Source organism: Arenibacter algicola (genome assembly GCF_018860365.1).
In the GTDB taxonomy this organism is placed as follows: domain Bacteria; phylum Bacteroidota; class Bacteroidia; order Flavobacteriales; family Flavobacteriaceae; genus Arenibacter; species Arenibacter algicola_B.
Map to the genome: position 1 here is coordinate 249,140 of NZ_JAHKPO010000003.1, position 13,037 is coordinate 262,176.

Here is a 13,037-nt window from a genome sequence, read left to right on the forward strand (position 1 = left end):
TATCTAATTAGTGTGATTTAATTCTTTACGTCGTCGAATATCTCCGCATTTTCGTACCATTTATTGCCCAAAACTTCTCCCTTGGCATTTAAAAACCCCCATTCCTTGTTATGTTTTACTCGGGCAAGCCCATTAATGAACCCTTTTTCCAAATTCTTTTTAAAGATAGAAAACGATAATCCTGCCGTGATATCATATTCCGGTTGTATTACCCATTTTCCAGTTTTATCTATAAAGCCCCATTTCTTTTCTTTCACAGGAGCAAGACCGTTAGCGGAGAACACTTCGGCATCCTTAAAGTTGAAATCTATAACCTTTTCTCCCTTTTCATTAATATACCCCCAGTTTTTGTTCATAAACACTGGGGCCAATCCTTGGCTAAAATCCCTTGCCTTTTCATAGGTAGGAGCTATGACCCACTCGCCTTTGTTATTGATGAAGCCCATCAATTTATTGCTACGGGCATATGTTAAGTCGGACTTGTCAGTGAATTCCCAGATCTTATCGGCATTCTTTACCGGGTTAAAATTGCCATTGGCTACTATACCAAAGGAATCCTGTTTTTTTACCCACACACCTTTACTATTATAATCTCCAATTTCTTGGTTCTCAATGGGGATAAAGATCTCACCCTTTTTGTTGATCATTCCCCATAGCTCACCTTTTCTGGCCTTGGCATATCCATCAATAAAGGGTTTTATTTCATCAAAATCCGGTTCGGCAATTAATTTTCCGTCGGTCCCTAAAAGCCCAATTTTTTCGCCTCTTTTAAAAAAGGCCACTCCATTGTCAAAATCATAATATTTATCCGAAACTGGTGTTTCCAAGGTTTCGCCCGAAACATTGATATAATGCCATTGGTCACCTTTGTTTACCAGAGCCAGCCCGGAATTAAATTCCTTTACATGTTCGTATTCAGGTTGAATTGCCCATTCTCCCGAAGTATTTATATAGCCCCATTTGTCACCCATTGAGGCAGCGGCGCGCTCGTTCGTAAAATTGTCCGCTTTCTTGAATTGGGGTTTTATCGCATATTCCCCCGAGGTATTAATATACCCAAATAGGCCATTTTCTCTTACCAGGGCATATTCCTGGGAATAAAAATTACCAAAAACTAAAAAAAGTACAACTGACAATCCAATTTTTGTTTTCATCTGTGATTTTTTTAAATTAAAACGTTCATATTCAATAATTACCAAGTTAAGACTCGGCATATGTTTAAGATTAAACTAAGCCACTATTAAATTATGGAATATTTTATTTAAATAACTTTTCTAACTCAATTTTTTAACTAAGCTCCTTACATGCGTAAGTTTCTTCTTCAAAATTTTGAATAAAGCTTTTAACCTTATTTACGTAAGGGTACATGGGAACGTCTTTGTCGGAGATAGGGGGAACCAAATTTCTAATATCATCATACATTTTTTTTGTTTTTGATGATATTTTATCCTGTACTTTCAAATATTCAATTGCTTGAACAATAGTTATCGTTTCTATGGCAAGGACTTCGAAAGTATTTTCGATGACTTTTTTGGTAATATTGGCTGCATTGGTTCCCATGCTAACAATATCCTGATTGTCGTTGTTGTTGGGGATACTGTGCACGTACATGGGATTGGACAACATCTGGTTCTCAGCAGTTGTGGAGGTGGCAGTAAACTGTACACCTTGCATCCCAAAATTTAAACCAAGTTTGCCAAGATTGACAAATGGGGGAAGTATATTATTTAGATTTGGATTTAAGAGGTAATTTAATTGTCTTTCGGCGAGCATGCTCATTTTGGTTACAATTAATTTTAGTTTGTCCATTTCAAGGGAAACATAATCGCCATGGAAATTTCCACCGTGGTACACATGCTCTTTTTCAACATCCACAATGGGGTTGTCGTTGGCCGAATTAACCTCTTCAATAAGAATTTTTTCCACATTGTTCAAAGTATCAAGGACCGGGCCTAAAATTTGGGGTACGCATCTCAGAGAATAGTATTCCTGAACCTTTTCCTCAAAAATTGACACTTCATTATTGCCATTGTACAAATGGTGTTCCCTTTTCCGGGTAAGTGTACTGTCCTTTAAATGATTTCTCATTGATTTGGCGATGTGCTGCTGTCCCTTATGTTTTTTGGACTGATTTAGCTCTAGGGACAAATGGTCATCATAGGCCTGTACTATTTCGTTGATGGCAGAAGAACAGCATATCATCCAATCCAATAACTTTCTGCTATTTATGGTGTTGATAAGGCCTATACCGGTCATTACGGAAGTGCCATTTATAAGTGCCAAGCCCTCTCTTAATGAGACGGTAATCGGCTTTAGGTTTTCAATTTTAAAAACTTCTTCCGTTGGTCTTCTCTCGTCCTTGTAAAAAACTTCACCTTCCCCTATAAGTACTAACGCAATATGGGCCAATTGGACTAAATCCCCACTGGCACCAACACCACCGTGCTCAAAAATTACAGGGGTAATGTTTTTATTGATGAGCGAAGTCATTAATTCGATTACCGAAATATGTACACCTGAATGACCCAAGCTTAAAGTGTTCAATCTGGCCAACATGGCAGCCTTAACATATTGTGCCGGGATTAGATTGCCGGTTCCGGAAGCGTGGCTTCTTATAAGATTGTATTGTAATTGGATTCGGTCGGAGTCCTTTATTTTATATTGGGCCATTGGGCCAAAACCTGTATTTACACCGTAAATAATTTTGTTTTGGGAAAATTGGCTTAAAAAATTAAAACTATTTTCGACGGTTGCTAAAACGTCTTTATTTATTAGAATAGATTCTTCTTTAAAAATTATACGATAGAAATCCTCTATTCCTAACTTTCCTTTAATAGTCAACATGTATATAAATTCAATATTTAAAAAGTAAATTGAATAACAATTAATAAAAATAGTTATTTTGGATTGCAAATGTATGATATTTAACCAATCAATATTTTAAAAATAATGAATCAACGTTTAGTCGAAGTCTTGGTAATTGGCGCAGGGCCGTCTGGTTGCGTCTCTGCAGCCTTTTTGCAAAGTCAAGGAATTAAAGTTCAAGTGGTTGAAAAAAGTGTTTTTCCCAGGTTTGTTATCGGGGAGAGTCTTTTGCCCAGGTGTATGGATCATTTTGAGGAAGTAGGTCTGTTGGACGGTTTGAATGCCTTTGGTTTTGAAAAAAAATTCGGAGCCCGATTTATAAAAGGGGACAAAATCTGTGAATTTGATTTTAGTAAGAAACATACCAAAGGTTGGGATTGGACTTGGCAGGTTCCAAGAGCGGATTTCGATAAGGTATTGGTAGACGAATTAGTCAAGAAGGGAGTGGAAGTCTCTTTTGGACATGAGGTTGTGGATGTGGTTATTGACGAAAATGGAGGTTCCGTGACTACCATTAAGGACGAAAATGGGACACCATACCAGGTTCGGGCCAGATACATAATAGATTCCAGTGGTTACGGAAGGGTATTGCCCAGATTGTTGGACTTGGATAAGCCCTCTGCCCTGCCTAGTCATTCTTCTATTTTTACCCACGTAGTGGATGTAAACCGCCCGGAGGGTAGGGAAGGTACCCTGATAACTTTTGATGTAATTGAGACCGAGGTTTGGTTATGGGTCATTCCATTTTCAAATGGAAGAACAAGTATAGGATATGTAGGGCCTACTGAATTTTTGGAATCTTTTGAAGGAAGTAATGCAGAGAAATTGACCCAGATGTTGCAGTTGTCCACCTATTATTATGAACGTTTTAAAGGAGTTGAATTCTTGTTCGAGCCTGTTATGATAAAAAATTATTCCAAATCAGTAAAAAAACTTTACGGTAAAGGATTTATATTAACGGGCAATAGTGCTGAATTTTTGGATCCTGTATTTTCATCCGGAGTTACTTTTGCTACTGAATCGGCCTTGTTGGGGGCAAAACTGATTGCCAAAGAGCTTAATGAACAATCAGTGGATTGGGAGAAGGAATACTCTGGTTATATTAGGGAAGGAGTAAGTGTTTTTTCTTCTTATGTTAAGGAATGGTATAGCGGTAATCTGCAGACCTTATTTTTCCACGAACCGGAAAACCCAGAGGTAAAAAGACAAATTTGTTCCGTTTTGGCGGGCTATGTTTGGGATAAAACCAATCCATTTGTTACCAAGCACAACAGGCTTATAAGGACGGTAGCACATATTATTGAGCTTGAAAAGCAAAAAAGTGAATGACATTGTCATTCACTTTTTTGTAACCGACTAAAAGATAATTTGGTCTAGAATCCTTTTTTCAAAATTAACTTAGCAAATGATTTTCCAGTTTTTGCGTAACCTTCACCCAATCGGTCTTCATTGCTAAATGAACTTCCCCATTGGTCTCCAGGTGCGTTTTCACTAGAAACTTCCAACAGTACATTAGCTCTATTATTGGTTTCAACGAACTTTAATAAGGTGCTAACTTTTGCAGGTTGTTTCATGACACCGGCATCCCAACCTGGATAAACCCATACCGTTTCCACTATAAGGGTGTATTTGGCCTCAGCTAAATTCTCATTAAAGAAAACATTGTGGTCCTCGTAAAGATATCTATTCATTAATTCCAGAAATTTTGGTGCATAGATCAGCTCCCTACTTGCGTACCAGCTTTTTTCCCAAGATGTACCTTTTCCCCTTGTTTTTTCTTCCAATTCTGCAGAATGCTCTTTTACGTATTCATCATTTGAAAGATTCTTTTTTAAAAGTTTCATATTGTCGTAAACAAATTCTACGTTTATTTCTTTCTGACCCTTAATAAAATTAAAATCTCCCTGTTTTACTTTTAGCTTTTGGCCATAACTAAATAGGGTTGATAAAAATACTAGAGCAATGATAAAATTGATTTTCATAATAAATAATTAGTGTTTATACCTTCAAATGTATGGGAATTATATTTTAAGGTGGCTTTTCTGGAATTAATTTTTCCTTAGGTTTAAATATACGTGCCAGTTGGGTGCTTGAAATTCGGAGAGGGATTTTATAATTATCAAAAAATCAGTGCTTTGAGGAATTTTTATAAATGTTATCGTTTTGTTATTTCCAGTAATATGTGGGTGAATCTTATTCCATATGTTTAATTTTGCCGGATGCAAAAAAGTCAGCAGCGACCACAATTCGAATTTGTAGCCATTATGGCTTCCTTAATGTCTATCGTAGCACTGGCCATTGATGCTCTTTTGCCGGCAATGTCTACTATAGGGATAGATATCAATAGCCTTGATTCTACTGAAAATCAAAAGTTTATAACGATGATTTTTTTGGGCTTGGGTGTAGGGCAATTGGTTTTTGGACCTCTATCGGATAGTTTTGGTAGGAAACCTATTGTTTATATTGGCTTTATTGTGTTTTGTTTGGCCAGTGTTATCTGTGTTTTGGCTCCCAATTTGGAGTGGATGATAATAGGTCGAATTCTGCAGGGTATAGGGCTTTCTGCCCCGAGAACAATAAGCATATCCATGATAAGGGATTCCTATAAGGGGGATTATATGGCCAAGATTATGTCTTTTGTCACGGCATTTTTTATTTTGGTGCCTATTGTAGCTCCTTCTATGGGAAAATTTTTTCTGGATCATTATGGTTGGGAAGCTATTTTTTATATGCAATTGGTTGCTACTTTAGTGGTGGGAGTTTGGTTTTGGCGAAGGCAACCGGAAACTTTAAAACCGGAATACAAGATTAAATTTTCCAGTCATGTGTTCGTGGACGGATTTAGGGAATTGCTCCAACACCGGGAAACAGTGGCTTTTACCATTGTTTCTGGGCTAATCACAGGGGCTTTTATGGTCTATTTGAGTTCGGCACAAGAGGTGTTTGAAGTGCAGTATGGCTTGGCCGACAATTTCCCCTATGTTTTTGCCGGATTGGCAATTTCCGTTGGCCTATCTACCTTGTTGAATGGTACTATGGTGGTGAAATTGGGGATGAGAAGATTGGCATTGATTGCCTTGACCTTATTTTGTACTGTTTCTATTGTCTATGTGGGCTTGTTCTGGAATTCCCAAAATCCTAGTTTGTGGATATTGATCTCCTTCTTGGCCATGCAATTTTTTACCTTGGGCTTTTTGTTCGGTAATCTTAGGGCCATTGCTATGGAGCCAATAGGCCATATAGCTGGTATAGGGGCCGCCATCACCGGATTTATATCTACTATGATCGCTATTCCCATCGCAACCTATGTTGGTGGTTATATACAGGATACCATTCTTCCTCTTTTCGTGGGATTTTTGGTTTGTGGATCCATTTCCTTGGGAATTTTTATGTTGATTAGGAGACGTAGCATTTTGGCTACTGCCTAGTGTGTATAATTGGATAAACTGAATATCTTTAGACCAATTACTTAATAAGGCAACTACATAGAATCAATATTTAAATCTATTTGCTTAATGGGGTACCCATTCTTAGAAAGATAGGGAAGTTTATTTGTTGTCGTCTTGTATTCCATATAGGAGCTATATCCCTTATAAGATTTTCTACGGGATTTTCGCCCTTGTTCTTTTCCATATAATTTTGAACACTGGACCAAGAATTAAAATACCCCTGTAGCTGATCAATTGTCCATTGGGTTTCAATTTTAAAGGTCTTCTTGATATCCACTTCATCAAAATTAAATAGAATGGTACTGTAATTTTGATCTATGTAATCCCTTTCCTTATCCCAATAATTTCCTATGATATCTTGATAAAAGTGATTCACAATGGCATCAATTTCTGAATTTATTTTTAGAAGTCCGTAACCCCAAATAGCAACAATACCATTGGGTTTTAAAACCCTATAGACTTCCTTATTGAAGCTTGGGAGATGAAACCAATGTACGGCTTGGGCTGCTGTGATCAAATCAAAATAGCGATCTGGAAATGTTGTCTTTTCAGCTCTTTGAACGCTATAGTATATGTTTGGTCTGGGAATGGCATATTTAATTTGTTCTTGGCTTATATCGGTGGCATATACCTGATCGAAGGAATTGGATAGTAAAGCGGCCACTTGGCCGTTGCCTGTACCACAGTCCCAACAAGTATTCCTGCCATTACAAAAGGAGTATATATAATTAAACAACTCCTCTGGGTAGGTAGGCCGATAGTCTTTATAGGTTTTTGATTGTTTGGAAAAACGGTCCAAGGCTTTTTTCATATTATAAAAGTAAGAAGCAAAGAATATTATTGGAATTCATTTAATATTAAATCGAAGTAATTCCACGGATTTTTACTTTTTGATCACATAATCTTAAAATCGCAGGGCCTCAGACTGTAAGTAAATACTTACACTCATCGATGAAACGCAAAATTTTATCGTTAAAACGATTTTGAGTCCGTATACGTTCATCGATATTATTTTGCACTTCATCCGGATTTTGTCCGCTTAACGAGAAACAGTGCTTTTTATCGAAACAGAACCTAGAAAAATACACTTGCCCAAGTTATATATATAACAAAACGCAAGTCATGAAAACCATATTAACTTTAATCTTTGTTCTTTTTATCGGAGTAGCTGCACAGGCTCAAAACGATGCTGCCGAAGTTAAGGTTGAAACTGTTGCCATGAGTATTGTAACTGCAACAGCAAAACAAGAAGTTGCTGTTAAAACTAACAATGCTGTTGCCCGTTTGTATATGTTCAAAAATTCTAAGGTAACCAAAGAATTGTCTTTCTCTACCAAATTGAACAAGTCTAAATTGGCTTAATCTTAAGCCACTACATTATTAGCATTTAAATACTGAATCTCCCAAACCTTTAGTGCCCCTCTTCAACTTTGACTATTGGATAGTATTTTTTACGTAACCCAAAGGCTACGCGCACCAATAAAATTAAGGCAGGAACTTCCACTAAGGGACCAATGACCCCTGCGAATGCTTGTCCTGAATTTAGTCCGAAGACGGCTATTGCCACGGCTATGGCCAATTCAAAATTGTTCCCGGCCGCCGTGAAGGCAACCGAAGCCGTTTTGTCGTATTCAGCACCCATGGCCTTGGTAAAGAAAAACCCAATAATAAACATCAGGGTAAAATAGATGAGTAATGGAACCGCTATGATAAGAACATCCATGGGTATCTCAACAATCATTTCTCCTTTTAAGGAAAACATGACCACTATGGTAAACAATAGGGCAATCAAGGTCATTGGGGATATGGTTGGAATAAATGTGTTGGAGTACCATTCCTCACCTTTTAGTTTAACAAAGATCAATCTACTTAAAAAACCCAGTGCAAACGGAATTCCCAAATAAATAGCTACGCTTTCGGCTATGGTAGCAATAGATATATCCACTATTGCCCCTTCAAATCCGAAATAGGGCGGGAGTACGGTAATAAAGATCCAGGCATAAAAACTGTAGGCAAATACCTGAAATATACTATTTAGGGCTACCAATCCGGCCCCGTATTCGCTACTTCCTTCGGCCAGATCGTTCCATACAAGTACCATGGCTATGCAACGCGCCAAGCCTATTAGGATGAGTCCCACCATATATTCTGGGTAATCCCTTAAAAAAGTAATGGCTAGCGCAAACATCAAAATTGGACCAACAATCCAATTCAGGATTAAAGAAATAGATAAAATCCTGGTGTTTTTAAAAACCTTGGGCAAGAGGGAGTAATCTACCTTGGCCAATGGAGGGTACATCATTAGTATCAAGCCAATGGCAATGGGTATATTGGTTGCTCCACTACTAAAACTATCGATGATCTTAGGAAAGCTAGGTACAAAATAGCCTATGCCTACTCCCAAAGCCATTGCCAAAAAAATCCATAGGGTGAGGTAGCTGTCCAGAAAACTTAATTTTTTGTTCGAGGCCATTAATTATGATTTTATTTGGGCAAATATGTATAGTAGTTCCGTTGCAATTTGAAGGCTTCTTTCCTTGTATTTTTCTGCCTGTTGCGGGGAATTATCAAACGCCTTTGGATCCTCATAAGTAATGGGTATACGCTTTTCGGCGCCTGCTATAAATGGGCAGCCAACATCTGCCTGGGAGCAGGTCATAACTGCTGCAAATTCAGATTTAGGGTTAAAACTATCATCGAACTTCTTTGAAAATCCAATTACTGCAGGTTCATTGTCTGCATATTTAATGCTGTAAACTGGATTTTCTCCCTGAGATATGGTCTCTATACTAAATCCCGAATTTTTTAAGGTTTCCGCCGCCATAGGAAATAAGGCAGTAGCTTCCGTTCCTCCAGAATAACAGTACACGTTTTTAATTCCAAAATAAAAAGCCATGGTTTGTGCCCAGACTTGGGACAAGTGACTCCGTCTGGAATTATGGGTACATATAAAATTGATCCTTACAGGCTCGTGTTTATTTATTTTGTGCTGTACATATTCAACAAGAGGTAGTAATATTTCTTTACGTTCCTTGCTTATATTTTTAACGCTTAAATTAGAGATTACTTTCTCAATATTAGCACAAAGCTTCGTTTTTACTGGTGTCATGGGTTGGTGTTTGTTGGATAGTAATGGGTTTAGCAGCATCCGGAATCGGGAGTACAACAATTGGCTGTTGTTCCTTGCAATTGGGATAACTTTAATTTTGGTTTTTCAGTAGGAATACCACAATTCTCCTTAGCCAGGCAATCTGTATGTTTGGTGGCCAAAAGAAAGTTGGTACCGTCAAAATCCAATCCAAATTTTTGAATGGTTTCTCCTTGGTATTCCACTTCAATTTCCAAATCCCCAATTTCCAATACCTTTTCAGATAGTTCAATGATGTGCACCAATTTCTCAGGATGAAGTCGGTGGTCATAGTCGTTGGAATCCCATAGCTGAAAATTTACCACCTCCTCTTTACGAACGGTTCCCCCACAGTCTATAAAATTCTTGGTTATTTTCCCTACTTCGGTAACGTGAAAGTGATTGGGAACTAGTTTACCGTTTGGCAATTGGAATGCAATAGTATCCAATTTTCCTAAAATTGTTTTTACTTCTGATAGTTTCATTTTATTATTTGTTTATTGCGATTATACGATTAAAGAATTTAAATTTTTTAGCAGCAATCCCCTTGTTTGGAGATGTCCTGATTTAGAAATTGGTTTAAGATTTCCTTCATTTCCAGCCATTTTTCGGTGTTAATGCAATAGCAGACGCTGGTTCCTTCAACACTACCCTTAATGAGTCCCAAGAGTTTCAATTCTTTTAAATGTTGTGAAATGGTAGGTTGGGCCAAACCAATTTCATTTACAAGATCACCACATACACAGGTGTTTATTTTAAATAGATGCTGCAGAATGGCCACTCGAGCCGGATGCCCAAAAGCTTTGGCAAAAATGGCAATTTCGTTTTGTTGATCCGAAAATATTTCTGTTTTAGCTAATCCCATTCTCTTATTATTTGTATATCGCAATATTACGATGAATATTTCTTTTAAGCAATGTTTTTTAATTTTTTTTACAATTAGTCCTTTTGGTGTTGATTTTTCCTGCTTATCAGGACCGTATGTTTTTCTATTAGGGCTTCCGTTCTCTGGTAATCTATATGGTAAACCTCAGGTTCTTCAAATGAATTTTGAGTTAGAATTGTTTTTAATGTATCCAATTTATGGAAATGGAAATAGACTCTGTCTCCGTTGCTACCCACTTTGAAGTCCGATTTGTTTGGATCACCCTCCACAAAACTTAAATAGAGTAACCCGTTGTTCAATAATAATCTGTGGGAATCCACAATTAATTGAACACAATCTTCCGGTGAAAGAAAGGGTAGGCAAAAACCACAAACTATTCCATCATATTGGGGGTTCAGTTCACTGATCCGTCTGCCGTCCAAAACCTTGAATGTTGCGGTTGGATTGTTCTTTTCTGCCAATTTTATCATATTTGGGGCAACGTCTATCCCCAGTATATTGAAGTCGGGCCTTTTGGATAAAAGATATCTTGTGATGTTTCCGGGGCCACAGCCTATTTCTAAAATTTCGGCATTTTTTGTTGATATCGAATTGCAAATAAGATCATAGCTTTCATTGTACAAGTCCAGTTCCATAAACTTGTCTTGATATAGGGAAGCTATTTTGTTCCAAGTCTCGAATGTTTCCTTATAGCGGTCCAATGAGGTATTTCATTTTAAATGACTGTTAATCGACATAAATATCGGGAATAATCTTCAACCCAGGATTGCTGTATTATATCATTTTTTTATTTTAAGTGTGGAAAATCACAAATCAGTGGGGCTTAATTTGTAAGTAAATACTTGCTCTAATCGATGAAATGCAATTTTTTAGCGCTAAAGTGATTTTGGAGCCCGATACGTTCATCGGGAATTTTTTGCACTTCATCTGGAATTTTTCCGCTTAACGAGAAAGAGTGTTTTTCGTCGAATCAGAACCTAGAAAAGTACACTTGCCCAAGTTATATATATAACAAAACGCAAGTCATGAAAACCATTTTAACTTTAATCTTTGTTCTTTTTATCGGAGTAGCTGCTCAAGCTCAAAACGATGCTTCCGAAGTTAAGGTTGAAACTGTTACCATGAGTATTACAACGGCAAAACAAGAAGTAGCTTTAAAAAACGAGAACTCTGTTGCACGTTTGTATATGTTTAAAAATTCTAAGATAACCAAAGAATTATCTTTCTCTACCAAGTTGAACAAAGCTAAACTGGCTTAGTACTTGGGTAAATTAATAAAGTCGCCATTCGGCTTTCAATCAAAGAAAATACTATGATAATAATTGCCCTTTTAATCTTCTTCTGTATCTGCCTTAATTATATGGTTGTTTTTCCTGAAAAAGAGGATAGTGTAAGGACATTGAAGGAGCCAGTGAAACGGGATATCTAGATCTGTGTCTTCTTTCTTCTGCTAATAAATCGTAGAGGAATTAATTTTTGCTCTTTGGGAGTGCTTCAAATTCCTTTTTTTTATTTTCGAACCATTTGGCCATGGCATCTTGTGATTTCATAAGTTCCTGCATTTTATTCATGGCTTCCAAGTGCTCTTTGTTACCCGCCTTAAACATTTCCATACCATGCTTTTTGCTTTGTTCAGCCATTTCTTCAAAGGTATTGGCGTGAAATTGCATGTCACAGGCACCTCCCAATTGTTTACACGTCATTGTTTTCATATCGATTGTTTTTTAAAGATAAGTTTATCCAGTAGACCACTGACTCGCAAATGGTTCCTGTTAACGCTATGTTTTATCTAAATTGTAGGCCGAGGTTACAAGTTAATGAAAAAGCCTTAAACTTATATTGGGAATATCGAGTTCCTTTAATATCACAAGTTCTTGTTTATTGGTATTTTTCGAAAGGTATGGATTAATAGAAGTCAATATTAGGTAGAATATCTTTTGAATATGCAGGTACCTTGGGGATGGCAATGTAGATAAAGTGCCACCACCAGGAGTGGCGGTGATGAGGACGTGACCTATATACTAGTTTTTTAGAACGATGAGTTGTTTAGAAATTTTGAGTAGATCTGTTTCAATTATTTCGGGCCGTGGAGCCAAAGGATACAGTTGTTGTCCGGGACGGGCAATGAATGCACCTCTCCAACCGGCCCACATTGCACCCGCAATATCCCATCCGTGGGCAGCAATCATTATACATTCATTTGGTTGTACCCCCATTTTCCTGGCTGCCCAATTATAGACATCGCTGTCGGGTTTGTATTTTCCAAGATCCTCTATACTTAATCGTTCATCGAAATAGTCGGTAAGACCGGCATTCTTAAATTGCATCTCGACTCCTTTGTTAGAGGAGTTGGTCAAGGAGACCATTTTATAACCGGCATTTCTAATATTTTCCAAAGCAGCCTTAACTTCCGGGTGAGGGGGTAAGGAGCGCAATGGGGTTAGTGCCTCCTTGGCATCCTTCTCCGATAATTGAATTCCATGATTTGCGGCGACCATTCTCAAGGTGGCGGCTCCTATGGTGCCAAAATCTACATATTGCCTACTAGCGGTTGATACAAGGGAGTATTGCAACATGGTAGTGAACCATAGAGGCAAGAGATCTTCTCGGCCCCCTAAGGCCTTCCCTATACTATTTTTCATATTCCCTAAATCTAATAGGGATTCATTTACGTCAAAAAATAGAACCTTGGGTGGTTTCATATGGATTT

At 37.6% G+C, this 13,037-nt stretch carries 15 protein-coding genes; 4 read left to right on the forward strand and 11 right to left on the reverse strand.

Going from position 1 to position 13,037, the window contains the following annotated elements:
- Positions 1–17: 17 nt before the first annotated feature.
- Together KO529_RS03035 and KO529_RS03040 are read right to left on the reverse strand one after the other, a co-directional pair.
- Positions 18–1,154 (reverse strand): WG repeat-containing protein, encoded by a 1,137-nt coding sequence (locus KO529_RS03035; RefSeq protein WP_215946444.1) that lies wholly within the window; start codon positions 1,152–1,154, stop codon positions 18–20.
- Between the two features lie 133 nt (positions 1,155–1,287).
- A complete protein-coding gene (locus KO529_RS03040) occupies positions 1,288–2,844 on the reverse strand; it encodes an HAL/PAL/TAL family ammonia-lyase (protein WP_215946445.1) in 1,557 nt (518 codons plus the stop codon).
- Between the two features lie 105 nt (positions 2,845–2,949).
- Here KO529_RS03040 and KO529_RS03045 point away from each other — a divergent pair, with 105 nt between their 5' ends.
- On the forward strand, positions 2,950–4,194 hold the full coding sequence (locus tag KO529_RS03045; RefSeq protein ID WP_215946446.1) for an NAD(P)/FAD-dependent oxidoreductase: 1,245 nt from the start codon (positions 2,950–2,952) through the stop codon (positions 4,192–4,194).
- A 44-nt stretch (positions 4,195–4,238) separates the two neighbouring features.
- On the opposite strand, the gene KO529_RS03050 is transcribed toward KO529_RS03045, so the two are convergent.
- Positions 4,239–4,847 (reverse strand): hypothetical protein, encoded by a 609-nt coding sequence (locus KO529_RS03050; RefSeq protein ID WP_215946447.1) that lies wholly within the window; start codon positions 4,845–4,847, stop codon positions 4,239–4,241.
- A 237-nt stretch (positions 4,848–5,084) separates the two neighbouring features.
- On the opposite strand from KO529_RS03050, the gene KO529_RS03055 reads away from it, so the two are divergent.
- Positions 5,085–6,293: a multidrug effflux MFS transporter gene (locus KO529_RS03055; RefSeq protein WP_215946448.1), complete on the forward strand. Its 1,209-nt coding sequence runs from the start codon at positions 5,085–5,087 to the stop codon at positions 6,291–6,293.
- Positions 6,294–6,369: 76 nt separating this feature from the next.
- Here the strand turns inward: KO529_RS03055 and KO529_RS03060 are convergent, their stop codons facing one another.
- Entirely contained in the window at positions 6,370–7,125 is a 756-nt protein-coding gene (locus tag KO529_RS03060; RefSeq protein WP_215946449.1) for a class I SAM-dependent methyltransferase, read from the reverse strand.
- A 311-nt stretch (positions 7,126–7,436) separates the two neighbouring features.
- On the opposite strand from KO529_RS03060, the gene KO529_RS03065 reads away from it, so the two are divergent.
- On the forward strand, positions 7,437–7,676 hold the full coding sequence (locus tag KO529_RS03065) for a hypothetical protein (protein ID WP_215946450.1): 240 nt from the start codon (positions 7,437–7,439) through the stop codon (positions 7,674–7,676).
- Positions 7,677–7,725: 49 nt separating this feature from the next.
- Here KO529_RS03065 and arsB read toward each other — a convergent pair whose 3' ends face one another.
- The 5 genes from arsB to KO529_RS03090 all read right to left on the reverse strand — a co-directional run bounded on the left by arsB (position 7,726) and on the right by KO529_RS03090 (position 11,028).
- Positions 7,726–8,787, reverse strand: coding sequence for an ACR3 family arsenite efflux transporter (gene arsB, locus KO529_RS03070; RefSeq protein WP_215946451.1), 1,062 nt, complete (start codon positions 8,785–8,787; stop codon positions 7,726–7,728).
- A gap of 3 nt (positions 8,788–8,790) precedes the next feature.
- Positions 8,791–9,423, reverse strand: coding sequence for a low molecular weight phosphatase family protein (locus KO529_RS03075; protein ID WP_215946452.1), 633 nt, complete (start codon positions 9,421–9,423; stop codon positions 8,791–8,793).
- A gap of 29 nt (positions 9,424–9,452) precedes the next feature.
- The gene (locus KO529_RS03080; RefSeq protein WP_215946453.1) at positions 9,453–9,926 is read right to left on the reverse strand and encodes a DUF6428 family protein; all 474 of its coding nucleotides are present in this window, start codon (positions 9,924–9,926) and stop codon (positions 9,453–9,455) included.
- 47 nt (positions 9,927–9,973) lie between these two features.
- Entirely contained in the window at positions 9,974–10,306 is a 333-nt protein-coding gene (locus KO529_RS03085; protein WP_215946454.1) for an ArsR/SmtB family transcription factor, read from the reverse strand.
- 74 nt (positions 10,307–10,380) lie between these two features.
- The gene (locus tag KO529_RS03090; protein ID WP_215946455.1) at positions 10,381–11,028 is read right to left on the reverse strand and encodes a class I SAM-dependent methyltransferase; all 648 of its coding nucleotides are present in this window, start codon (positions 11,026–11,028) and stop codon (positions 10,381–10,383) included.
- Positions 11,029–11,352: 324 nt separating this feature from the next.
- On the opposite strand from KO529_RS03090, the gene KO529_RS03095 reads away from it, so the two are divergent.
- A complete protein-coding gene (locus KO529_RS03095; RefSeq protein ID WP_215946456.1) occupies positions 11,353–11,586 on the forward strand; it encodes a hypothetical protein in 234 nt (77 codons plus the stop codon).
- 210 nt (positions 11,587–11,796) lie between these two features.
- Here the strand turns inward: KO529_RS03095 and KO529_RS03100 are convergent, their stop codons facing one another.
- Together KO529_RS03100 and KO529_RS03105 are read right to left on the reverse strand one after the other, a co-directional pair.
- The gene (locus KO529_RS03100) at positions 11,797–12,039 is read right to left on the reverse strand and encodes a DUF1059 domain-containing protein (protein WP_215946457.1); all 243 of its coding nucleotides are present in this window, start codon (positions 12,037–12,039) and stop codon (positions 11,797–11,799) included.
- 309 nt (positions 12,040–12,348) lie between these two features.
- Positions 12,349–13,029 carry a haloacid dehalogenase type II gene (locus KO529_RS03105; protein ID WP_215946458.1) on the reverse strand — a complete coding sequence of 227 codons (681 nt, stop codon included), beginning with the start codon at positions 13,027–13,029 and terminating at the stop codon, positions 12,349–12,351.
- Positions 13,030–13,037: the final 8 nt, after the last annotated feature.

Excerpts from the sequence above, each read along its gene's own strand:
- KO529_RS03035 (WP_215946444.1), bottom strand. The coding sequence starts at position 1,154 with ATGAAAACAAAAATTGGATTGTCAGTTGTACTTTTTTTAGTTTTTGGT.
- KO529_RS03040 (WP_215946445.1), bottom strand. The coding sequence starts at position 2,844 with ATGTTGACTATTAAAGGAAAGTTAGGAATAGAGGATTTCTATCGTATA.
- KO529_RS03045 (WP_215946446.1), top strand. The coding sequence starts at position 2,950 with ATGAATCAACGTTTAGTCGAAGTCTTGGTAATTGGCGCAGGGCCGTCT.
- KO529_RS03050 (WP_215946447.1), bottom strand. The coding sequence starts at position 4,847 with ATGAAAATCAATTTTATCATTGCTCTAGTATTTTTATCAACCCTATTT.
- KO529_RS03055 (WP_215946448.1), top strand. The coding sequence starts at position 5,085 with ATGCAAAAAAGTCAGCAGCGACCACAATTCGAATTTGTAGCCATTATG.
- KO529_RS03060 (WP_215946449.1), bottom strand. The coding sequence starts at position 7,125 with ATGAAAAAAGCCTTGGACCGTTTTTCCAAACAATCAAAAACCTATAAA.
- KO529_RS03065 (WP_215946450.1), top strand. The coding sequence starts at position 7,437 with ATGAAAACCATATTAACTTTAATCTTTGTTCTTTTTATCGGAGTAGCT.
- arsB (WP_215946451.1), bottom strand. The coding sequence starts at position 8,787 with ATGGCCTCGAACAAAAAATTAAGTTTTCTGGACAGCTACCTCACCCTA.
- KO529_RS03075 (WP_215946452.1), bottom strand. The coding sequence starts at position 9,423 with ATGACACCAGTAAAAACGAAGCTTTGTGCTAATATTGAGAAAGTAATC.
- KO529_RS03080 (WP_215946453.1), bottom strand. The coding sequence starts at position 9,926 with ATGAAACTATCAGAAGTAAAAACAATTTTAGGAAAATTGGATACTATT.
- KO529_RS03085 (WP_215946454.1), bottom strand. The coding sequence starts at position 10,306 with ATGGGATTAGCTAAAACAGAAATATTTTCGGATCAACAAAACGAAATT.
- KO529_RS03095 (WP_215946456.1), top strand. The coding sequence starts at position 11,353 with ATGAAAACCATTTTAACTTTAATCTTTGTTCTTTTTATCGGAGTAGCT.
- KO529_RS03100 (WP_215946457.1), bottom strand. The coding sequence starts at position 12,039 with ATGAAAACAATGACGTGTAAACAATTGGGAGGTGCCTGTGACATGCAA.
- KO529_RS03105 (WP_215946458.1), bottom strand. The coding sequence starts at position 13,029 with ATGAAACCACCCAAGGTTCTATTTTTTGACGTAAATGAATCCCTATTA.